Origin of the sequence: Rosistilla ulvae (genome assembly GCF_007741475.1) — a bacterium.
In the GTDB taxonomy this organism is placed as follows: Bacteria; Planctomycetota; Planctomycetia; order Pirellulales; family Pirellulaceae; genus Rosistilla; species Rosistilla ulvae.
On record NZ_CP036261.1, the window covers coordinates 5,021,353 to 5,045,914 of the forward strand.

Here is a 24,562-nt window from a genome sequence, read left to right on the forward strand (position 1 = left end):
GGATCGACACACACCGCGGTAGTTAGAGCCCCAAGCCCAACGGGTTGTTGAGCGTTTCGTGCCCCTGTTGGATCGACTTCGACGGCATCTCGCACATCACACGTTCGACCGTCAATGTTTCCTTCACATGAGTCAGCGGTTGCAAGGTTTGGTAGGTCGAATTGGAATGATTGAGACCGAAGCCAGGGATGGCAGTGCCCGACGCATCGGTCTGTTCGATTTCAATGCGGTAGTGTTCAAAATTGTTGACTCCCTGGAATTGCATGATCCAATTCCCACCGATGTCAGCAACCGTGGTACGCTCTCCGATCAATCGTCCACTGGAATCATAGATTCTGCCGACGATCTGGCTTCCGTAATTGGCATGTCCCGAAACGATCGGCTCTGCCGCCAATGCGAAGATCTGCATCGACAGTGGCCCCTTCGCCAAATCGGAATCGAAACTTCGCTCGGAGATGTCGCGACCAAATCCCTTGGTGAAGTCATTCAGCGAATCGAAGGCAAATGCCGCGCGGACCTCCACATCGATCGTTGCCGACGCGGTCCCGCCATACGGATCCTCGACCAAATATCGGAATGAGGTCTCGCCGACGAAATTGGTATGGGGCGTCAATGTCAGCGTGCCGTTGGGATTCACCACGACCGACGCGTTGTCGGGCTGGGTCAGCACGATCACCGTCAACGGATCGCCGTTGGGATCGTAGGCGTTTTGAAGCACGGGAATCACCGTCGAAATGTTTGCACCGACCTTGATCTGGCTGTCGCCCACTTGCGGCGGTTCGTTTTCACCGTGAATCGTCACGACGACTTGCCCCGTATCGGTCCCTCCCTGCCCGTCGCTGATCGTGTACGCAAATTGATCGAGCGCCGATTGGCCAACGCCTAAATTATCGAACTGCCCATTGGGATCATATTGGTAGCTACCATCGGCATGGATCTGCACGATCGCCCCCGATTGCAACGTCACCGCGCTGCCGACCGCGGCCGGATCGCCGTTGACAGCGACCACTTGCAGCGGCGTATCGCCATCGGGATCGTAGTCCGATCCGTTGCCACCCAACAGTTGTCCGTGATACACATTCGACTCGTGGACCGTACCGGTATGTTCGACGGCGACCGGCGCCACGTTGTGGACGTTCCAGGTGAAGCTTTGCGTAGCGGTCAGCCCTTCGACGTCGGTCGCCGTGATCTGCACGGCGTAGGGCCCCGTTTGCGACGCGTCGCCCGACGACGTGCCGCTGATGATCCCCGTCGCCGAATCGAGACTCAGCCCCGTGGGCAAGCTGCCATTGTCGGCGTAGGTCAGCACGTCGGTCGCATCGCGATCGCCGAAGTATCCACGGACGTCCAACGGCACAATCGTTTGACCGTCGTAAGCGGTCTGCGATTCGATTGTCCCTTCGGCAGTTGGCGATTCGTTGAGCCCCGACACCACGACGATCAGTTCCGCGTTGCTGGTACTGCCATCGGCGTCGGCGATCTGATAGGTGAAGAGATCGTTGGCCGTCTGCCCATCGCCAAGCTCTTGGAATGCCGATCGCGCGGGATCGGCTTGGTACGCAAAGCCGCCATCGGCGCTCAGCGTCAACCAACCGAAGAGACCATTGATCGGGGAGCCGACCTGGTGTTCGAATCCGCTAGGGTCGGATGATCCCACGACGACGCTGCGGATCGGGTCGGCCGCCGGTCCGTTGGCGCCATAGATATCGTTGTCGGTGACGTTGCCGGTCAGCGGAACGCCCGGCGAACCGTTGTCGTATTCGAGGTCATCGTGGGCGACCGGAGCGTCATCGACGATGGCGATCAACATCGTCTTCTGCACTTCGTCGCCGTACGTGTCTTTCACCGCCAAGGTGATCGATTCGCTGCCTTGTCCGCTGGCGTGGTCAACGGGACTTGTCAGCGTGAATTTGTACTCGACCAATCCAGTGGCTTGGTCGTAGGAAAGGATTTGAATCGAACCATGAGACGTTGCGACCATGATCGGCGCGACCGAGACCCAATTCAATTGGTTCGCGGAGAGCGCCGTTCCGGCAACCTTCAATTGAACCAGGCCACGCGGGGCGATCACCAGAAAGCTGCCGCTGGCCGTTGCGCCGGCCGGATCTGCCGTGCTGCCCGTACTCAAATCGGCTTCTTCGACCGAAGCATCGGTCCCCGCCACGAGGCCTTCGTCCTGCGTGCCGATGATCGTCGGCGTGCCGAGAATTGTGAAGGTGATCGTGGCCGTCGATTGGCTGCCGTCGGCATCGGTGATCTGATACGTGAAAACATCGGTCAATGATTCATCGGGCCCCAATGCGGCCACTTGAGCGTTGGCATAATCGGGCGTGTACATGTAAGCCCCATCGGCCTGCAGCACCAGCGAACCGAAGGCGCCCGCCACGGGAAGCCCCAGATTGCCCGACGTGTTGTCCGGCGATCCGGTTCCCGCGACGACGCCAGTAACAGGAGCGGAGACTTGATCGGCACCGACGCGATCAACGACGCCGTCGCTGAAGTTCGGGTCGCTGCCGCTTCCCTGTCCGGTGACGACATTCCCATCGGCAACGCTCGACGGGTTTCCAGCGACATTGATGACTTCGTCCCAGTCGTCGTTGGCGATGGCGAGATCATCGACAATGTAGATCACCAGCGTCACGGCGGTTTGGTCGCCATCGAGATCTCGTGCAATCAAGCCGATCGATTCGGTTGCGGTACCGCCGGAATGGTCCGCAGCGGATGTCAATTCGTAACGATAGTCGACCTGGCCGCTGGCCGAATCGTAGCTGTCGATCGTCAACTGGCCATGCGTGGTCGCAATCACAACAGGTACTGTCTGTGCATTCAACAGCTGAGCCGTAGTGATTGAAACTCCAGCAACCTGTAACGATTCGATCTGATCCCCGACCTGAAGCACAAACGATCCGCTGGTCGTCGCGCCTCCCGGCATCGCCGCGGAACCGGTCGCCAGATGACTCTCATCGACCGATGCATCGGTGCCCGAATGGATCCCGTCGTCGATCCCATCGATGCTCAACGGATCGTCGATCCCATCGATCTGAATCGTTACGGTGGCAGTCGCGAAGCCGCCATGAAAATCGGAGATTTGGTAGCTGAACGAATCGGTCACCTGTTCCCCCGAACCGAGGTGATCAAACGCGGTGCCGGGATCAAAGCGGAACGTTCCATCGGAGAACATTTGGATCGTTGCCCCACTTGGCAAGGCGAAGACATCTCCCGACGCAAACGCTTGGCCGTTGATCTGAGTGACTGTCAACGTGTCGCCATCGGGATCCGAATCGACGCCGCCGCCATTGTCGGCCAACAGATGGCCGTCCAACGGAGTATCTTGATCGGTGACAAACGAGTCGTTCACCGCGACGGGCAAGTCGTTGACCGACGCGACCAAAACGGTCGACATCACCGGTGCCGACGCCAACCCGGATGCATCGGTCAGGACAAATTCGAACGTCCGTTGGCCGTAGCTCGGGTTTTGCGAAGTGTTTTCATACTGGAGACCACGGATCAAGAGATCGAGATCGGATTGCGGGATCGCGCTACCCGACCCGCTGTGATTTGTGATCGTGAACGATTGGGTGTATTGGTTGTAACCGATATCGACGACCGATCCGCCGACGGCAAGTCCCGTCCAATTGCCGCTGCTGGAGAGATCGACCGCCTGGCCTGCGATCGTCACCCATTCGGCATTTGCGTCGACAATCCCCGACAGGGTGACCGTCAGTTGCACCAGATCGGCCTCGCCGCCATCGCTCGCATCGGCGTTGGCACCCGCATCGACAGCCACCGCCGGATCTCCTTCGCTAAACGCGGCCGAATCGTTGGCATCCAGCACGCTGAACTTCGCTTGGAAGTTGTCGTATTGAACGACATCGCCGCCGCTGCTGTCATAGAGATAGACGCGGAAGTAGAGCGTTTCGCCAGCGACGACGGAAATCGCTGTCGCAAGATCGCGATCGATCGCGACGCCGTCTCCCGAGACGAGATCGTTGGCAACGATCGTTGTCGCCGTCGCAAAATCGGGATCGCGCGAGACGACGACGGTTCGCAAATAGTCGGGGCCGCCGGTCGGTTTGAACATCTCGATGCCGGTCAGCAGCAGATGATGGTCCTGCGGCAGCGGATCGGCAACGGTAACCGAATAGGCGAGATAGTCCTCGTCGGCGATCGCGTTGGCCAGCGTCGCCGCGTCGACACCTTGGATCGATGCCGAACCGCCACCGATCGCGATGTTCAGCCCGCCATGGCTGGTCTCATTCGCGGCGGCGGCGACCAACGTCGGATCCTGCAGCTCGGGGGCGACCGTTCCGCTGCCGTGCGTCCACTGCGCCAGAGGCAGATCGACCACCGCAGTCGGCGTTTGTTCGAGTGTCACTTCGGGTCGCGAATCGGAGGGGACAACCGCCACTTGCACAGCGACCGTTTGCTCGGCCCCCAACGCATCCTCCACGGCGTATTCGAACGCGAAAGAACCGCTGAATCCCGCGGTCGGAACAAACGTAACGGTTCCATCGGCGTGCAGCGTGACCGAACCGCCAGCGACCGCAACCTGCCCGCCAACCAGAATTGGTTGCCCGTCGATCTGAGTGATCGTTAACGCATGCCCTTCGTCATCGCTGTCGTTTGCCAACAGATCGAACCGCGTCGCCGTCGATTCGAACGTTGCGAAACTGTCGCTACCAAGGTTCGGCGAATCATTGGTTCCGTTGATCTGGATCGTCAACGTCGCTGTCGATCGACTGCCGTCGGCATCGACCACTTCGTAAGTGAATTGATCGGTCAACGATTCGCCAGTCGACAACGCGGAGACCACGGGATCGAGATCGTCCAACAGGTAGCTGTAGCTGCCGTCGGCCTGCATCGCGATCGTACCGTACGTTCCTGACAAGGCTTGGCCAAGATGGATCGCCGACGGCAGATTCGCTCCGCTGCCGACCGTCGCCACGAGCTTGGCCGTTTGATCGGCACCGACCTGATCGTTGACAAGCACGTTTCCCGTCGCCGCCGTGCCGCTCTCCTCGAGCACGGAACTCGCATCGTCGCTCGTCGACGGGAGATCATCGTGGATCAAGATTCCCAGCGTGGCGTTGACGATGTCGCCATCGGTGTCGGTGATCGTCAGCGAGATGTTGTCAATCACACTGCCGGCGGTATGATCCCCGGATCCGGTCAACGTATACGAATACGAAACGACTCCCGAAATGGCGTTGTAGCCCGAGACTGCCAGTCGCCCCAGCGAAGTGTTCACGATCACGGGGGTGGTTGCGGTATCGATCAGTTCCGCGGCGGTGATGACTCGGGAATCGATCTGCAGCGAAACCAGACCATCTCCCGGCTGCAACAGGAACGTTCCCGATGTCGATTCGCCGACGCCAACGGCATCGGTTCCCTGCGGCAGATCGCTTTCAAAGACATCGCCATCGGTGTCGATCGTCGGCCCATCGGTCAGTTCCGAGATGCTGATCGGATTGTCGAGCCCTTGAATTTGGATGGTCACCGTCGCCGTATCGAAGGCCCCTTGGCCATCGGCGATCTCATACGTAAAGCTTTCGATCGCCGAATGGATGTCCCCTAGCTGTGTATACACATTCGCGGGATCAAAATCGATCGTGCCGTCGGGGTTCACCGTGACCAGGGTGCCGCTGGCGAGCGAGATCGGTACGCCAACGGTAAACGCGTTGCCATCAATTCGCGAAATCGTCAACAAGTCGACGTCGACGTCGATATCGTTCGCCAAGATATCAAGCCCCGTGAGCGCTGTCGCTTCGTCGGTGACAAAGCTCGGATCGTTGACGGCCAGCGGCGCATCGTTGATGGAGCTGACGGCGACCGTCAGGGTTTGGTCATCGGTTCCGCCTTGATCGTCACTGACACGCACGACCACGTTGTAGAGATTGTCTCCGCCGACATCCGTCGGGTTTTCATAGTCCGGAGCGGATAGAAACGCCAGTTCACCGGTCACACTGTCGATGGCAAACCGCGCTGCATCGGATCCGCCATAGATCGAATAGCTTAGCGTGTTGAGCAGACCGTCCTGATCCGACGCCGCCACCGTCGTCACGGCTGCCGTGTCTTCGTTGACATGTACCGACGCGGTATCGGCGCCGCCATCACTGGTGATCTCGGGAACGTAGTTATAGAAACTGTCCCCCGTGATACTCCAGTTGTGATCGTTGATCAACAAGTCGCGTGCCGCTTGTGCCGCGATGCTGTACTGCAAACCGTCCGCTCCCAGGGGCACGTTTGGTTTGACCGATTGGCTGGCCCAGCCGATCAGAGTGGCGTCGTAGTTTGGAATGGACAGATCGGAATTCGACAGCATGTTTGACGCATTTGCCAGGCTAGAAATATCCCAGTCGCCTAGATTCTGATTGAAAGCGCTGGCGTCTTGGAACATGCTCTCCATACTGGTAACACCGGAGACATCCCATTCGCTCACGTCCTGATTGAAGGAACCGGCTCCAGAGAACATGCTCGCCATACCAGTGACATTGGATACATCCCAACCGCTCACGTCTTGGTTGAAAGAACTGGCTCCAGAGAACATGCTCGCCATACCAGTGACATTGGAAACATCCCAACCGCTCACATCTTGGTTGAAGGAACCGGCGTTATAGAACATGTTGATCATACTGGTGACGTTGGAAACATCCCAGCCGCTCACGTCTTGGTTGAATGAGCTTGCTCCAGAGAACATTCTCCCCATATTGGTGACGTTGGAAACATCCCAGCCGCTCACGTCTTGGTCGAAAGAAACGGCGTCCTGAAACATCCCCACCATATTGGTAACGCTGGAAACATCCCAACCGCTCACGTTTCCGTTGAATGAGCTGGCTCCATAGAACATGATCGCCGTACTGGTGACGTTGGAAACGTCCCAATCGTTTATATCTTGGTTAAAGGAACTGGCGCTATAGAACATGTTGATCATACTGGTGACGCTGGAAACATCCCAACCACTCACGTCTTGGTTGAAAGTACCGGCTCCATAGAACATTCTCACCATACTGGCGACGTTGGAGACATCCCAGCCGTTCACATCTTGATTGAAAGATCCGGCGTCCTGAAACATTCCCACCATACTGGTAACGCTGGAAACATCCCAACTGCTCACGTCTTCGTTAAAGGAACTGGCTCCATAGAACATGCTCGCCATATTGGTGACGTTCGATACATCCCATCCACTCAGGTCTTGATTAAACGAACCGGCTCCCCGAAACAGGCCGTTCATATTGTCAACGCTGGCGACATCCCAACCGCTCAGGTCGGCATTCATCGCGGTAGCGCCATTGAACATCTCCTTCAAACTGGTGACGCCGCTGAGATCGGGAGCGTCTGCCGCGTTGATCTGCAGATTCACCGCCCCATCAAAGGCATCGTCCAAGTCCTCGAATGCAACGCTCCCCCACTGTTCGACCGACAAGATCTTTGCCGCGTCGCCGCCGCCGTCGAAATTGAATCCCGCAAAATCGCCGACGATCGTGACCGTGTACTGCCCCGGCGACGCGTAGGTGTGCGAGAGATCGCCGCTGGCACCAACGGTGCTCGTGCCGTCCCCCCAATAGACCGTGTAGTTGCTGCTGCCCGGCGCCGCGGCGATTGTGATCGTATCGCTGGCACTACCCGGTTGGGTCGTGTCCCACGTCGTTACCAAGCCGATCGACTGCGCCGCCAACTCGCTCGAATCGACCGTCAATGTCACCAGTTCTGAATCGTCCGTCGTTCCATCGGAAACGCGATAGGCAAACGTTTCGATACCGTCAGCGGCAGCGACAACCGTCAACCGACCGTCGCTGCGCAGGGTGAGCGTTGTTCCCGATGCGAGCGTTGCCGTATCTCCGGGATTGGAAAGTGACGTGACGGCGTTGCCCGCTGCAGCATCGATGATCTCGGTGACCACCAAAGGATCGCCGCTTCCGGAGACGTCGTTGCCGCGCGGATCGATCACGACCGGAGCCCCAGCGACAACCGTTATGGCATCAGCGGTGGCAACCACGTCCCCCGCTTCATCGGTGATTGCGACCGTCATTTCCTCATCGTACGTTGCACCGGACGCATCTGTCACGCGGACCGTCACCGCCTGGCTGGTCGCATCCTCGTAGTTCAACAAACGACCATCGGCAACGGTGATCTCGCCGGTCACCGAATCGATCGCAAACGCACCAGGGAAATCCTGAGCGAAGATCGAATAGGTCAGCGATGCCGAATCGACATCGTACCCGGTAACCGTTCCCACACTCGTTCCGTTGGCCGAATTCTCCGCGACCGAAAGGGGCGTGCTCGTCAAATCGTAGGGCGCGTCGTTGACGGGGGTGATTGTCCAGTGGAACGATGAAGAACTGGTCGTGCCCGCCCCATCGTCCACCGTGAACGCAAAGCTATCGCTCGTCGTCTGACTGTCATCGTGATCGTACGTGATCAAACCAGCCGCGATGTCGGCTTGCGAAAACGTATCGCTTTCCGACAATGCGACCGAGTCGCGGTAGAGCGTTCCGTTGTTGGGAAGCGTATCGACGACGTAGACCAATTCCTCGTTGGTATTGTCGACGTCGGTCGTCTGTAACATGGCGGACGTGATCGTGTTAGCGGTCGCACCTTCCACTACAGTCGCGCCGGTGTTGACCGCGAGAACCTGTTCGTCGTTGACGGGGGTGATGTCGACATCGACCGATCCGAGATCGATCGTTCCCCCACCGCCATTGCCTGTGTTGCCGAGGTCACGGATTGTCACAGTGATCGTGTCGGCAGCGGAGCCGTTGGAGTGCAGGGTGGGATGTTTGTATTGGAGCGAGCCAACGTCGTTTAAAAAGGCGTTGAGCGAAGCGAGCGAGCCCGTCAACGAAGCGATGGTGGGTCCCAATGGCGAGCGGATATAACTGTGTGCACCGCCTGTAGTAATCGCACCACCATTGGATGTGCGAATTGTCAGCACTAGATTCCCAGCGTTGTGGTCGAGGTCGCTGAGATCGATCGACGAGAGGTCGATGGTAGTTAAAACGTCTTCGGTCACAGTGATCGACGTTGGAAAGCCGCCAGTATTGCTCGGATCGTCGTTGACGCTAGTGATCGCTAGATTGCGAGTGCCAACATTGCTGTCCAGTTCGCCGTCGTTGACACTGAAACTGACAGTGCGTGTCGTTGTGAGGGGACGTTCGCTGCTATTGGTGTACGTGACGCTGCGTAGTGCCGTTTGGTATTCGGCAACCGTTGCCGAACCGCTGAGCGTCAGGGTTCCGGTCCCGATATCCCATGCGCCTGTGATCCCGTTCTGATCGACAAAGACGAGCAGGTCTTGCCCGATGACGTACCCGGCCGTGATCGCGACCGTTGCCGATTCGATCTGCGTGTCGTCGGGATCCGAGACCGCAAGCGTGGAACTGATCGCTACGGCTCCGTCGTTTTCGGTGTAGTCGATCGCCTCGGTCTCAATTCCCGAAAGAACCGGCGAGTCGTTGACCGCTGTGATCGCGACGATCGTGCTTTGGGTCGCCGTGAGCGCCCCGACGATGCCTTGCGCACCGGTATTCCCGTCGTCGAAAGTCCAATCGATCTGCACGCTCGCTGGGGGCTTGTCGCTGGCGTTGGCATACGCGATCTGCTGCATCGCCGAGCTGAGCAGCGCCTGCGTTGCGTTCCCATTGAAAACCATTGCCAACGTTCCGGCGTCATTGGTCACGCTGCCGATCGTGATCCCATTGACGACCAGATCGCCACCGCTGAAGGAGAGCGTTCCGGTAGCGATGAATTGGTCTTCCGCATTCGCGCCGCCGCTGCGGAGTAGCGTCAGCGTCGAGTCAGCGAAGTTATCGTCGATAACCAATTCTTCGTCGAAGATGGAAACATGGTCATCCAAGACAAACGCCGCGCCGCCCTCAACGTAACTTGGTGAACCCGCCAACGGATCCTCCACTCCATAAGTAGCATCCAGAGTGCCATCGCTGTTGAGGCGTTGCACAAAACCGATGACATCATCGGAATAGCTGTTGCCGACAACAATCATCTTTCCATCGGCATCGATCACCAGGTGGCTGCTGTAATCCTCCGAGTCCTCACCCACCGCAATGTTCACGACCCCATCGTCGCCGAAACTACCATCGATTGTGCCATCAACGTTGTAACGGATGATTTGGCCATGTGTCGTACTGCCGTAAGAAGTGCTCAAGACAACGATCTTGCCATCGGCTTGCACGGTGGCGGACCCCGCATATTCATCTGCCCCATCCACATCGGTGATCACGATCCCGTCGTCACTAAAGCTGGTGTCGAACGTTCCGTCCGCCAGCAAACGCACTACAAAGCTATCGCTGTCGCTAATGCCGCTTGTCGAGATATAACCGGCCACGACAATTCTACCGTCCGATTGGAGGACGACCGAACTGGCGGAGGAATCGATGCCCCCCAAGTCGAATTTCAGAATCCCATCGCCATCAAAGCCCGAATCCCATGAACCATCGCTGTTGAGACGCGCCACAACGACACTATATTCCGATCCGGCCGAACTGCCGCCCGCGATCAGGATCTTGCCATCGGACTGCACGACGATGCTAGAAATATTACTAAAGGTACCGCCAAGAGAGTCTTCGACAATCCCATCGCCGCCGCCAAAGCTGGCATCCAGTGAACCGTCGCTATTGTAACGAATCGCCCCGAAATCATTGTTAGCACCATTGGTAATGCCTCCCACTACCAAAATTTTTCCGTCGTCTTGCAATGTGATCTCCTCGACGTAGTCATAACTTCCCGAAACGTTGGTGGTTGTAATCCCATCGCCTCCGCCAAAACTACTGTCCAACGTCCCATCGCTGTTATATCGCACCAACATGATTGAACTGCTGTCATCGTGATACTGATTGGCGGCCACCAAGATTTTGCCATCCGCTTGTAGCGCGACGGAAGCGGCATAGACAGAATCCGAGCCGAAGCTCGTCACCGTGCTGCCGTCGCCACCGCCAAAACCGGTGTCGATGATTCCCGATGCTGTGTAACGAACGAGTGCCAGTTCGTAGACGCCGCCAGAGGCTGCCGTTCCCAGCAGTAGACTCTTGCCGTCGGATTGCAAGACAATGCTCTCGAGATAGATCCTGTTATATCCGTCCAGTTCGACATGGACGAAAGGGAGATCGGCTGAGTCGAGGGTAGGTTCGAAAAACACGGGCCCGTCATTGACGCTCGTGATCGTGATATCGCGCGCCACGACGTTGCTGTTTGACTGGCCGTCATGGATGGTGAAACTGATCGTGCGGGTGGTCGTGTCCGGCAGTTCGCTAGAGTTAGCGTACGTGACACTTCGCAGTGCGGTTTGGTACTGTGCCAACGTCGCGGTCCCGCTCAGCACGAGCGTTCCGGTGCTGGCATTCCAGTTGCCTGAGATGCCGTTTTGATTGACGAATGAAAGCTCGTCCTGGCCGTTGGCATATCCCGCACCGATGGCGACGACCGCTGATACGATGTGAGTGTCGTCGACATCCGAAATTGTCAACGACGGGCTGATGGCGACGGCGCCGTCATTCTCGATGTAGTCAATGGCAATCGATTCGATCGCAGCGATCACCGGCGCGTCGTCCACAGCGGTGATCGTGACAAAGGTACTTCCGGTCGTGTCCAACGCCCCGCCGCTGCCCTGGCTGCCCGTGTTGCCATCGTTGAAGGTCCAATGGATTTGGACACTCGCCGGCGGCGTGTCGTTGCTGTTGGCATAGGTGAGTCGACGGAGCATCTGGACGACATCGCTGGACGTGGGGATCTCGCCATTGCCATCGGTGAACGTGATGACAAGCGCGCCTGCGGTCGTTGTGGTATCGAACGTTGCGATGCTTTGCCCATTCTTGATCAACTGATCCCCCACGAGCGTGATCCCATTGCCGTTGGCAAAATCCAACACGTCTTCGCTGGCCGCGCCACCGTCGCGGACGAGCGTGATCTGGGCGCCGGCATAGTTGCCATCGCCGCCGTTGAGCGCATCGAGTTCTTGATCGCTGAGCTCGACATCGATATCGAGCACTACTGCCGGGCCATCCTCGGTATAGCTCACCGTGCCAGCAAGCGAGCTGGAGTCGATACCAAAACGCGTGTCCAAGGTGCCATCACTGTTGTAACGCACCAGCAAGAAATCACTGTTCGCGCTTTGCGTGTGGTAACCTGTCAACAGAATCTTACCGTCGGCCTGGAGCGTGGCATTGTTGATGCCAACGATACCACCATTCAGCGCCCCGACCGCAATCCCATCGTCACCAAAACTGGTATCCAACGTGCCGTCGCTGTGATACCGAACCACGACAAACTCGGGTCCGCTCGCGATATGACCGGCCACCAGGAACTTGCCGTCATCCTGCATGATCAAGCCATTGGCATAGTTATCGTCAGCTTGCACGTCGGTCGTGACAACCCCCAGCCCGCCGCCGAAACTGAAGTCTAACGTTCCGTCGCTGTTGTAACGCAACACGGTAAAGTCAAAATCGCCAGCATGCTTGCTATAGCCCGACAACAGAATTTTCCCATCGGCAGTCAACACAATCCGACTGGCATTGTCGGTGCTGTCTCCTAAGTCAGTGCTCACGATACCTGCGACACCAAAGCTATTGTCCAAGGTGCCATCGCTGTTGTAACGCACCAAGCTTATATCGCGTTTGGTCGCGGTACCTGAGTCCAGGTATCCGGCTACTAGAATCTTGCCGTCGGCCTGGACCACCATGTCGTCATAAACGCTACTGGTCGCTCCAAAGTCGGAAACCACAATCCCATCACCGCCGCCAAAACTCGTATCCAGTGTCCCATCGCTGTGGTAACGCACTAGCATGGACCCTGTGGTTCCGCCACTCATCTTCCACCCTGAGACCAAGATCTTGCCATCGGATTGCAACGTGACGGACTTGCCTGCATCCCCATTCGCACCAATGTTGCTTACAACAATCCCGCCGACGCCAAAGCTGCTATCCAGCGTCCCATCGATGTTGTAACGCACCACCGTATGGTGGTACGTTCCACTGACCGTCGTGAAACCTGTCAACAGGATTTTGCCATCGGGCTGCAACGTCGCACTGTAAGCAATATCCGCCTGAGATGCGGTGGCAGTCGTCACCACCCCATCACCGCCGCCAAAGCTGGTATCCAACGTCCCATCGACGTTGTAACGCACCAAGCCAAAATCGAAACTGAGGCCATTGTGGACGTAGCCAGCAACCACGATCTTGCCATCGGGCTGCTCCAGGATGTCACTGGCGGACTCATTCAACGCGCCCACGGGAGTCGTCACCACCCCATCGCCGATCTCAAAAGTCGGCGCGTCATTGACGCTTGCGATGTCAACATCCAGCGTCCCAAAATCGATCAACAAACCGCCGCCGATTCCCGAATGGCCGTTGTCGGTGAATGACAATTGTAACGTATCCGCAGCGATTCCATTGGCATGCGAGACGCCTGACAAATACTGAATCGCACTGGCGTTGTTCAGATAGACATTGAGCATACTGAGCGTACCGGTCAACGACAGCGACGACGAACCACTGCCCACAATCCACACACCGCCCAAGGTGGAGGCTGTCAGATTGCCGCCGGTCGACGTCGTGAGTGTCAGCGTCAGATCCCCGCCATTGTGATCGACATCGCTCAAATCGATCGCAGACAAATCCACGTTGCTCAGCACATCTTCGGTCACAGTGATCGTTGCTGGCAAACTGCCCGCGTTGGTCGGGTCGTCGTTGACAGGCGTGATGTCGACATCGACCGAACCGAGATCAATCGTTCCACCGCCGCCGTTGCCTGTGTTGCCGTTGTCGGTGACGTCGACCTGGATCGTGTCGGCGGCATCGCCGTTGATGTCCGCGGTGCCATGTAGGTAGGTGAGATTGCTGGTCGTGTTGAGATAACTATTCAGATCCGCGAGATTGCCGGTCAACGTTCTCGCCGTGCTCGTCCCACCGACGGTAATCCCCGCTGCTGCGGCGGCGGTCAAGTGGCCGCCGGTGCTGGTGGTCAGTGTCACCGTCAGGCTGCTGGTGCCGGCATCGAAGTCACTTAAATCGATCAACGACAAGTCGACGTTGCTGCTGACGTCTTCGGTGACACTGATGCTGCTGGGCAGCGAGCCCGCGTTGGTTGGATCATCGTTGGTAGCGGTGATCGTGACGGTCGTCCTGCCGATCGCCTGTCGGCCTCCGCCGATGCCCTGGCTTCCGGTGTTCCCATCATCGAAGGTCCAGTCGATTTGGACGCTCGTCGGTGGCGTGTTGTTGGAATTGCTGTAGGCGATCGCCCGCGCCGCCGCGTTGACCTGGGCGTTGGTGGTGCCCGCAGCAAAGGAGAGCGTCAGCGTGCCGGCGGTGTTGGTGTAGGTACCGATGACGACCGACGAGAGTTCGATGTTGCCGGTCGTGGTTCCGACGAAGGCCAAATTGCCCGTCGCGCTGAAGTGATCGTCGGGACTTGGTCCACCCATGCGGGCGAAGGACAGCGATGCGCCATCAAAATCATCCAGTGAGGTCAGTTCCATGTCCTCGATCTCGACGCCTGAACCGAGCACCACGGCCGGGCCGTCTTCGACGAAGGTCGGATTGTCGCCGATCAACGCTATCACCTCGCTCTCGTACCATGTGACCGTGTTGTCATATTGCGATGCGGTAACGACGTCCAGGTCGCCGTCACCATCAATGTCCGCCATGATGACGGATCTCGCGCCATCGGATGCCACAGCAATCATATGTTGGGTGAAATTCTGGCTGCCATCATTCTCGTACCAGGACACCGTGTCGCCGACGGATGAAGCGGAAAGCAGATCGAGGTCGCCGTCCCCGTCAACGTCCGCTGCCGCGACCGAGATCACGCCAACGGCTGTCGTGTCAACCACATGTTGGGTGAAATTCTGGCTGCCATCATTTTCGTACCAGGTCACCGAGTTGTCGTCGTATGACGCGGAAAGAACGTCCAGGTCGCCATCACCGTCAACGTCCGCTGTCATGACGTGCATCGCTCCTTCGGCGTCTGCGGCGATCACGTGCGTGGTAAAGTTCTCGCTGCCGTCGTTTTCGTACCAAACCACCGTGCCGTCATCCCGCGCTGCGGAAAGAACGTCCAGGTCGCCGTCACCGTCCATGTCCGCCGTGGCAACGGATCTCGCACCCATGGCGGTCGAGGTAATCACACGGATGGTGAAGTTCTCGTTACCATCGTTCTCATACCAAACGATTTTGTGGTCACGGTAGGAAGCGGAAAGGATGTCGAGATCGCCGTCACCATCCACATCGGCAGCGGTCACCGAGGCGGCGAAATCGGCTGACGTGGTAATCACATGCAAGGTGAAGTTTTCGTTGCCGTCGTTCTCATACCAGGACACCGTATCGTCAAGATGCGATGCGGATACAATGTCCAAATCGCCGTCTTCGTCCAGGTCCACGACATAAACGGCGAGCGATCCATCGGCCGTCGACGTGACAGTATGTTCGGTGAAGATTCCGCTGCCGTCGTTCTCGAACCAGATGATCCTATCGTCAACAAACGATGCGGAAAGCACGTCCAGATCGCCGTCACCGTCCATGTCGGCTGTCGTGACGAAGCTTGCGCCAAGGGCGTTGTTCGTGAGCTCGTGCGCGGTGAATGTGGGAAGGACGATAGTTCCATACGTCGGACGGTCGTTGACGGCCGTGATCGCAATATCACGGTTTTGAGTAGCCGAGTTCTCGTCGCCATCGTTGACGGTGACGCTGACCGTGCGCGTTGCCGTGTTCGGTGATTCGCTGCTGTTGGTGTAGGTGACACTGCGGAGTGCCGTTTGGTATTCGGCGATCGTTGCCGAACCGCTGAGTGTCAGGGTTCCGGTACCGGCATCCCATGCGCCCATGATCCCGTTCTGATCGACAAAACCAAGCAGGTCTTGCCCGTTGGCGTATCCCGAACTGATCGCGACCGTCGCCGATTCGATCTGCGTGCCGTCGCCATCCGAGACCGCCAAAGTCGAACTGATCGCAACGGCTCCGTCGTTTTCAGTGTAGTCGATCGCCTCGGTCTCGATTCCCGAAACAACCGGCGCATCGTTGACCGCGATGATCGCGACGGTCGTGCTGCCGACGGTGCTGAGCGCCCCGCCGCTTCCCTGAGCTCCGGTGTTTCCGTCGTCGAACATCCAATCGATCTGCACGCTCGCCGCGGGCGTGTCGTTTGCATTCGCGTAAGCGATCTGCGACATCGCCGCACGGACCAAGGCGTGCGTGGCGTTGCTATTGAAGGCCAGCAAAAGCGTTCCGCCGGTGTTCGTCACGCTACCGATCGTCGTCCCATCGACGACCAGATCGCCGCCGGCAAAGGAGAGCGTTCCGGTGGCACTGAACAGATCGTCGTCGTTGGCCGCGACATTTCGCTGCAGCGTCAGGGTCGCCCCGGCAAAGTTGTCCAACTCGATCAGGTCGGCATCCACGATCGCCACGTCGTCGTCCAAGACGACCGCCGAACCGTTTTCGATGAAAGTTGGCGCTCCGTCCAACTGATGATCCGCGCCGTAGGTCATGTCCAGGGTGCCGTCGGAGTTGTAGCGCACTAGATAGCCTGTGCCTCGAGTACTGAAGCTGCTCCCTGTAACCAAAATTTTGCCATCGTCATCGATCGCGATGCCGTAAGAAGCATCCGAGCTGGTGTCACCGAGCGTGAAGGGAACGATCCCGTCGTCGCCAAAGCTGGTATCGAGCGTGCCATCACTGTTGTAGCGGACCGTGAAACCACGATTTTTGAAAGTAGCCGGATCATAATCGCCCCCCACCCCAACGATCTTGCCATCGGCTTGTATCGCGGCGGCGTAGATCGTTTCGTGGCTTCCAGCGATCGCGGTGATTCCCATCCCATCACCACCACCAAAACTGGTGTCGATGGAACCATCGGCCAGAAGACGCACAACCACCGAGTCGCTGTCGCCATTGGCGTCGGTGTCTCCCAACAACACAATCTTGCCGTCGGGTTGCAGAAGCAATTCAGTGACTTCGGCCTCAGTTCCGCCCGTTACAATATCGACGACTCCATCGCCATCAAAGCTCGTATCGAGCGTGCCATCACTGTTATAGCGAGCGACAGCAAAATCGCTGTCCCCACCGTTGCCGATGATCCCCGCGACCAGGATTTTCCCATCGGACTGCACCACCATGCTGTTGGCTAACGATCGGTCCGCGAGACCGGTTGCGGTAACGTATCCATTCCCCGCGCCAAAGCTGGCATCCAGAGTTCCATCGCTGTTGAATTGAAAGAGTGCGATTTCATTGAGACCGTCATAATCGTAAACATATCCCGCCCCCAGGATCTTGCCGTCCGCCAGGACCGTCACCTCTGTGATATTGGAGCTGAATCCGGCGACGACCGTCGTGACCATCCCCGCGGTGCCAAAGCTGGTATCGAGCGTGCCATCGATGTTGTAGCGTGCCAAAGCAGCAACCGAATAGCCGGCGTCAATGTCATAAAACGATCCCGCCACGACAATTTTCCCGTCGGCTTGCAAGCTGGCACTGGTCGGATAACCGTAGCCTGTGCCAAAGCTTGTCACCACGCTCCCATCGCCGCCACCAAAGCTGGTATCGAGAACGCCCGATGTGGTATAGCGGTTCAAACCAAAGGAGTCGTCAAAGGGGCGAAAGACGGGCGAAACCACCAGACTCTTCCCATCGGGTTGCAGCAGGATCGCCGTCGTTTCGGACCCCTGATACGCATCGTCCGGCATTGTCAAAAATCCCGTCCCCAACGGGAAGGTCGGCGCATCGTTGACGCTGGCGACCGCGATGCTGCGGTGAACCGTGTTGCTGTCGAGTTCGCCATCGTTGACGGTAAAGCGGACCTCTCGCGTTGTCTCGTCGGGCACTTCGCTGGTGTTGACGTACATCACACTGCGGAGCGCCGTTTGGTAGGCCGCCAGCGTCGCCGATCCGGTCAGCGTGAGCGTTCCGGTCGCTGCGTCCCAATCCCCGGTGATCCCGTTCGTCGTGTCGAACGTGAGAACGTCTGGGCCGTTGGCATATCCCACGCTGATCGCGATCGTCGCCGATTCGATCGCCACGACCTCGGGAGCGGTAGCCTCCAAGGTCGATGTGATCGCGAGCTCTGGGTCGTTCTCGGTATAGGTCAACGTCCCGATTTCAAGACCCGATAGCGACACGGGCTCCCTGCCATCGAGCAATTGAATCGTAAACAACTCGTTGTAGTTTTGCCCGCTGTTGTCCGATACGCGAATGTTTAATTGGTGGCTGTCCAGTGTCTCGTAATCGATTGCCGACGCATCGGCGACGGTGATCACGCCCGAATCGGAATCGATGGCAAACGCCCCCGGCGTCGTCTGCGATTGAATCGAATAGAGCACCATCCTTGACCGATCGAGCGCCTCGTCAGCCGACCACTCCACGATCACCCCCGTGCTTGCCTGTGCGGCCGCACTGTCGGCCCATTGGCCATCGCTGCCCATCGACAGATAGACGATCGACGGATCGACAGCCCCATCGGGTTCCCCCGAGGCGAAGTTTTCATACGCTCCGTCAACCGCGCCGTCGTCGTCAAAGAACAACGTGCCATCATCCCAACGCCATTGGTCCGCCTCCGCCAGATCGGAACCCGACAACCAAACGCGACTCTCCCCCGTCTCGGAGATCCAGCGGCGAACGAGTTCGTTTTCGTGCGCCGATTCGATCGTCAGCAGCGATCCCGCGTTGGCGTTCAACGTTTCACCGCTGGCCGCAGCATCGGCCGCGTCGCGATCATAGGCACCTGACAACACTTTGTAGAACTTGTCGGTTTCCTCACTGTAGTGCAGCGACGGGTACGCGGCCAGGAACGCCGCGATCAACGCCTCGCGTTCAATATCCGTTCCGTAAACCTTTCCGACCGACGTGCCATTGACTGCATTTTCGTCCAACCAAACCGACAACACCGATTCGCTCGACGTAAAACCACTGGCCGCGGCGGCTTCCAATTTCAAACTGTTCCCGCCAACCGATTCGGTGACAACGCCATCGGTCGACAGATCGTTAAACGTCCAATTGGCGAGCATCCCCGGTTCGCTGTAGGACAACGTCTGCCCCGCCCCCGCGGCGATCTGCCCGGCGGAGCGAACCGAATCAAACACGCGTGCATCGAAATAGGTACCGCGAAAGGTATCGAACGCGTAGAACCCGCCGCCGATGGCATCCTGTTCTTGGCCGAACATCAGGGTTCCATTGGCAGCATCCCCCGCCAACGTCAACCCGGTCGCCAACCCCGTTCCCGATTCGGCCAGTTGTCCATCGACATAGATCGACCAATCGCCGTCGGTGTTGTCCCACGTGAAGGCCAATTGATGCCGATGTCCGTCCAACAGCGTGTTGTAATCGATGCCCGATGCGACGACCTGATTCGCCGATCCGTTGATCATCACGGTGACACTGCCGTTGCCAGCATCCGGATCGATCTGAAGCGTGAAATCATCCGGATCGCTTGCCGCGTAAGAAAGCAGGGCCTGGTGGGCGCCGTCGGCGGCGGCGAAGTCGACTTCGATCGTCATCGATCCCAGTCCGCCGATTCGATCGCCGATGCTCCCCGTGTTTCCGTCGCTGTGGACAACAAGATTCGCGTCCTTACCGCCATCGGCATTGATTTCCACTCCCCCATCGCCCGCCGCGACGAGCGTAAGGTCGTGTGGAGCAGAACCCGAACCGTCGCTGTCGACGACGACGGAATAGCTGGAAAACTCCGACGTATCCCCCGTCGTGTCGTCGGTCAACGTCACGGTGATGTATTCGCCCGGCGTCGCATCGATCCCCGTTTCGGTAATCCATCCCGACTGGAGATTGGTGAGCCCCGTCCGGCTGAACAGATAGCGTTCGCCTTCCACCTGGCCACCGTCGCGATCACTGCTGGCATAGAAGTCCAGGGTGTAGGTCGTTCCGCCAGCGAATGAGTAGAGGTTGACGTAGTATCGAAAATCGCCGGCGTCGTTGATCGACGGCCCCCCCGCCTCGCCCCAATTCTGCTTGTTGTTCCCGCCGGTATCGCTATCCCCAGCGTCGTTCGGATCGGCTCCGTCGTCGCTGGCGACTCCCAAGTCGATGCCGATTCCTTGATTCGAATAGATGGAGTTTCCTTGAATCGTATTGCCTGTTGCCGTCCCCCAGATCGCGATCCCAGCCCCGTTGTCACGGTCCGCTTGACCGCTGAACGCGATCGTGTTGCCTTCTCCGGCTCCGATGCCACCGATCACGGTTCCGGTGGCCCCCGAGGCGAGCAAGATCCCCTGCTCGCCGTTGCCCCAGTTAAGAGTCCCTGTTGCGTCGGTGCCGATCGTATTGCCCTGGATCACGCTGCCGACCGAATCACCATCGATCAAGATGCCCGCCTGCACGCTACCGCCAATCGAATTGCCAATGATCGTCGTGCCATCGGCCCCACTCAAAATGCTGACTCCGAACGTGTTGTCCCCCAGCAACGTATTTCCATCCGCGGAGATGCCGATTCGATTGTTGAGAACCGAATTCGTCGTCGACTCGCTCCCGATTTCCACCGCCGCATCATCAGCGCCGGCGATCACGTTTCCCAATGCCGCGGTCGCACCACCGATCGTATTGTTGCTGGCATCTCCAACAATCCGGACACCATGGAATTCCAACCCGAGGACCGTCTCGCCATCGACTCCCACCCCGATGTAGTTTCCTGCGATGGTGTTTGAATTGACACCATCTCCCGCAAGGAAAACACCGTTGCGTCCAGCGCCGATAACATTGCGTTCGGAAACGTCAGCCACCGCATCGCCATTGGTTCCAATGATGTTGTTCGACGCACCCGCGTTCAAAAAGACTCCGGCACCACCGACCGCAGCAGCCGTCAATCCGCTGGCATCGACACCGATATAGTTCCCATAGATCCAATTGTTGTCACTGTCAATCTCAATGCCGTGATGTGAAATATTACTCAAAACCAAACCACGGACCGTCGAACCATCCGATCCCAATGAAAGCTCGAGCCCGGTATCGAAGCTGCCTACCCCCCCAGCATCAAGCACGATGACCGGCACGCCGTCGGCGGCGTAGTCGGGTTCACTCCAACCATCGATGAACACGCCATCGGAGATCAACGGCAGCGCCGATGTCAATGCAATCGTATGGGGCCCCGCCCCGGAGATATCAAACCGAATCGCCTGCGTCCCCAAGGTGTTGTTCGAAGCGATGATCGCTTCGCGCAGCGAGATCAAACCGTCGCTCCCCTTATCCAAATAGAGCGCTTCGAGACTCGAGGTATCGCCGTTGTTGGAGCTATCGCTCGCGGTATCAACAACCAACGCATCGCCGATCTTGATCAGCAAGCTGTCGGCATCGCTGGTGCCAAAGTTGAGATCGGACGATTCCATGCTCAACACCGCGCCGCCTTCGTAGTCGACGGGCGATGTGAACTGCAAACCATCCAACGCCGTGTTGATATCCGCGACGGTCCCGGTGAACGTCATCGTCGCGTCATTCGTCCCATCATTGGACGAGAACGATAATCCCGCAGGGATCGCTCCCAGGGTCAAAGTCCCCTCGCTGACCGATAGCGTCACTTCCAACAGATCGCTGGAATCATCGGTGATCGAGATCGAATTCCCATTGGCGGCATTGAACGTCAATCCTGCCGCGACGGCGATCTCCTGGGTCCCCGGCATGGAATGAACCTGGAGAACGTTCGGCACGAACCCGCCAGTTGCCGTGTCGTAGGTACCATCGGAAAAATACAAATATTCCACGGTCCCATAGACGAAATCGTTTTCTTCATCGGTCCCATTGATCGTCGTTTCGTGAACCCGCAAAACGCTGGCGTCGTTGGCAAGGCCGTAGCTGTCTCGATTGATGGTGTAATCGGCAAGCGCGCCATCGTATCGTGCGCTGTCGACGCCCAAACCACCAAACAAACGATCATTTCCCGCACCACCATACAGCCGGTCATTTCCCGGACCACCATACAGGGAGTGCACCCCCGCACCATCGGTCAACGTGTCGTTGCCACCGTTTCCATAGATCGCATACGGATTATCGGGGCCGGCTGAATCGAGAATGATCGTGTCGTTTTGCGTGCCACCATGCACCTGCTCGACAGCTTCCAATTCCATTCCACTGAAGTCCCAGTACAACGCGGTGGCATGGCTGCTGCTGCCAAGATAGGAGGTGCTCCCCGTCCAGTCGTTGTAGATCGTATCGATGCCAGTTTCCGCTTTGGAAAACTGGTCCGTGATGTAATAGGTCTCACTGCCGCCGGAATAGAGATACTGAATATCGATCGCACCGTCGGTCCCACTGTCCTGAAAAACGTCGGCCGCATCGTCCACGTAGATATAATAGGTGTCCGCTCCCTCGCCGCCATCAATGGTGTCCTGCGCCATATCGCCGTAGGAGTAGATTTCATCATCGCCAGCTCCCGCAAAGATGGTGTCCGCTCCCTCCGTGGACCAAATCTCATCGTTCCCGGAACCCGATGTCAGCTGATCGTTACCAGTATCGCCATCGATTACATTGTTGCCGTCCCCGCCATCGATGACATCGTTTCCGTCACCGCCCCGGATATAGTCATCACCACTTCCAGCTTGAATATTGTCATCGCCGGCATCGCCCACAACGATGTTTTCGCCATCGCCTGCGTCGATGGTATCGTTGTCGCCACCGCCATACAGCTCATCATCACCCGATCCGGTAGTGATGATGTCATCGCCTGACCCGCCATCGACATAGTTGTTTCCATCGCCCGCGTAAATCGTATCGTTGTCGTCGCCGCCCTCAATATCGTCCTCCCCCGCCCCGGAAACAATGATGTTCGTTCCGCTATCTTCCCAGAGTTCGTTGTCCCCACCGCCACCAATGATCAGGTCATCGCCAGCGTTACCGTAAATCGTGTCGTTACCGTCCGCGGCGTTATCGTGAACCAACCGCACCCCCGCGATGATCGCGCCGGCGGTTGGCGAACCAGACGTCGAGGTGAACTGAATGCTGTGCGACGTTGCCGTGGCCGTGAACGTAAACAGTTTCACTTGCCATGTCATGTTGGCCAAGGTGCTTCCAGGAGGCATCGTCACCGACATCGATGCGCTGTCGACACCCACCGCGGCAACATCCAAGGTTTGCGTCGTGGCGCCATCGGCCCCCATGAAAAAGGCCACATGATAGGTCTCGCCGATCGTCAACCCACCGACCAATCGGCTGATCTCTCCATCGTTCAGATCGACAGCGCGGAGACTAGCGTCATTCGGATCATTCGGTAAGGAAATCCCCGAACTTGCCGACAGGAAATCGACAGTTCCCGAACTGACATCCCATCCGCTGTTCGCCGTCGTGACGTCCAATTGGGTGCTTGTCGACGAGCTATTGAAATTCCCTTCATCGATCAGATCCACGCCACCCAACAGGATGTCATTGCCCCCTTTGCCGCTGATCGTATCGGTGGAATTCGTTCCCTCCAAAATGTCCGATCCTGACGTGCCATTGATCGTTGCCAACGTGCCGTACCAACTGACATCGAAACTCCACGTCTGCCCCAACGACGCAGTCCCGATCAGCCCCGTCTCAAATTCAAGTTCCCAGTCGCCACCGAGCGATTCGTGACCGGTTGCGTCGTCGCTCGCCGCCACGTCGGCATCGGTCAGCGCCGCCATCGCTTCGACCAACGATCGCCCCGCTTCGGTGCTCGCCAGATCGCAACCGTAGATCAAGATGTCGGCATCCTCGGCAAACGCGTTGCCCCACAGCGCTACTTCCCCCGCGAAAGCCGCGATCGAATCGATGTCCAAATGCGTCCCGCCCAAATCGATCCCACGCCCGTCGCCGTGGCTGATCAAATGCAGCGCGTCGACCGACTTCTGACCAGCAAGCGCAGCGCTGATCTGTTGGATCCCATCATCCGATGGATCGATCCGAACGACGATCCAATCGGTCACCTGGTCCGATGCATCGCGCAGCCCCGCCAAAATCGTCTCCGCATCCTCGACCCCACTATCGATGACCACGACTTCGGTCCGCACCGCGGCCATCGTTTCGGCAGCGTTCCCCACCGACGAGCTCTCGTCGAATCCTTCGAGATGGCGAGCCGTTTGAGCTGCCAGCAGCGATGCCTGGTCCAGCGTGACCAACCGCGGATCGGGATCGTCCGCATTCCCCGCTGCGACAGTCTGCACCGTGTCGTAAACAGTTCCGTCGTCCGCATTCCGATCGGCCAACACATCGGCAATCTGCGACAGCGTATCGATCTGTTTGTTCAGAAACACAATCTCGCGGTTCGCATCGGTCGCCAGATCGGCCACCAAACGCTCGAATCCCGCCACCCGTTTGTCGACGAAAACGATCCCCTTCGGCTCCGCTTGCAGCGACGCCCCGTCACGCTCTCCATCGACGCGGCTATCGGCCACATCGATCAAAGGATCGTCATGCGAGAGTGCCGCTGGATCCAATGTCCCATCGGGAACCCCATCGAACATCACCCGATCTTCCAACACCTCCATCAACCGATCCAGCTTTCGTTGGACGCGATGCGATTCAGTAGCGGAACAAACGGTTGGCTTGGTCGCCGAAGATTGGTTTGATTTCATTGGGTCGAAGTCGGGTAGGAGTGCGTCGCG

1 protein-coding gene is annotated in these 24,562 nt (G+C 58.0%); it reads right to left on the reverse strand.

The window, feature by feature from the left end:
* Nucleotides 1-22: 22 nt before the first annotated feature.
* Nucleotides 23-24,532: a BspA family leucine-rich repeat surface protein gene (locus EC9_RS17775; RefSeq protein ID WP_145347292.1), complete on the reverse strand. Its 24,510-nt coding sequence runs from the start codon at nucleotides 24,530-24,532 to the stop codon at nucleotides 23-25.
* Nucleotides 24,533-24,562: the final 30 nt, after the last annotated feature.

Coding starts and splice junctions, on each gene's coding strand:
- EC9_RS17775 (WP_145347292.1), bottom strand. CDS start 24,532: ATGAAATCAAACCAATCTTCGGCGACCAAGCCAACCGTTTGTTCCGCT.